Genomic DNA, 241 nt, shown 5'->3' on the forward strand with positions numbered 1-241 from the left:
GGCGCACATGACTCAGATGTTGGCTGGGGAGTTCCCGTTGGCCTCGTTGCCGGAGGTCGCGTTGGGTGAGGTGGTGGGGGCGGCGCAGGCGTTGGTGCAGGCCGCGCAGTCGTTGATGACTGCGGCTACGCATGAGGCGGTCAGCCGGGGGCTGCCGGGCCAGTCCGGGCACAAGGTCGCGGACTGGATCACCACCTGGGCGCCCCGCATCGACCGTTCCGAGGCGCTGGCCACGGCCCGG

Annotated in this window: 1 protein-coding gene; it reads left to right on the plus strand. The window is 71.4% G+C overall.

Annotated features, from left to right (window positions below; genetic code table 11):
• Window positions 1-16: 16 nt before the first annotated feature.
• The coding region (locus tag MWU75_RS19715) for a hypothetical protein (RefSeq protein WP_247094158.1) at window positions 17-241 on the plus strand (225 nt) is incomplete at its 3' end.

The sequence above is a fragment of the Ornithinimicrobium sp. F0845 genome, from assembly GCF_023015765.1.
Taxonomy (GTDB): Bacteria; Actinomycetota; Actinomycetes; order Actinomycetales; family Dermatophilaceae; genus Ornithinicoccus.